Here is a 458-nt window from a genome sequence, read left to right as displayed (position 1 = left end):
GCGGAGGGTACCATCGGCGCGGGCTGCGCGAGGGGGCCTGGACGCGCGCACCCGCCGGGCCAGTGCAACGGAGTCTAGGTCGGGGGTGCGCTCGTCTGCCGTCAGAAGGGCGGCGACGAGGGCGGCGTTGAACGCGGCACCGCCCGGGTAGTCGGGGGCGCCGAGGCCGGCGAGCAGGCGAGCGCCGGCGGCGGCGATGGCATCGGACACGGGCGTTTCGACGAGCGGGCGCGCGTCGAGATCGAGCTTTTGCAGCACGATGTCGCCGGAAATTTCCGCGACGAGGTCACGGTTCATGGCGCCGAGAAAGGCCAGTCTTTTCATGAGGCAGTGGTAGCGGGCGGCGCAATTGGCGGCAATCGGGGGCGCACCAGGAGGCACATCTCGCTCGGGCTTAAAGGTCGTATTTCTCGGGCGTGGAGTAATTGTCGTCGTGCCGGTCCTCCATGGTCCGCGCT

The 458-nt window shown here is 69.4% G+C and carries 1 protein-coding gene; it reads right to left on the bottom strand.

The window, feature by feature from the left end; genetic code table 11:
• The coding region (locus VE26_RS16840) for a hypothetical protein (protein WP_200897280.1) at window positions 1-381 on the bottom strand (381 nt) is incomplete at its 3' end.
• Window positions 382-458 lie beyond the last annotated feature (77 nt).

The organism is Devosia chinhatensis (genome assembly GCF_000969445.1).
GTDB lineage: Bacteria > Pseudomonadota > Alphaproteobacteria > Rhizobiales > Devosiaceae > Devosia > Devosia chinhatensis.
Note: the sequence above shows the minus strand (reverse complement) of the source record. Positions and strands in the feature narration are given on the sequence as shown.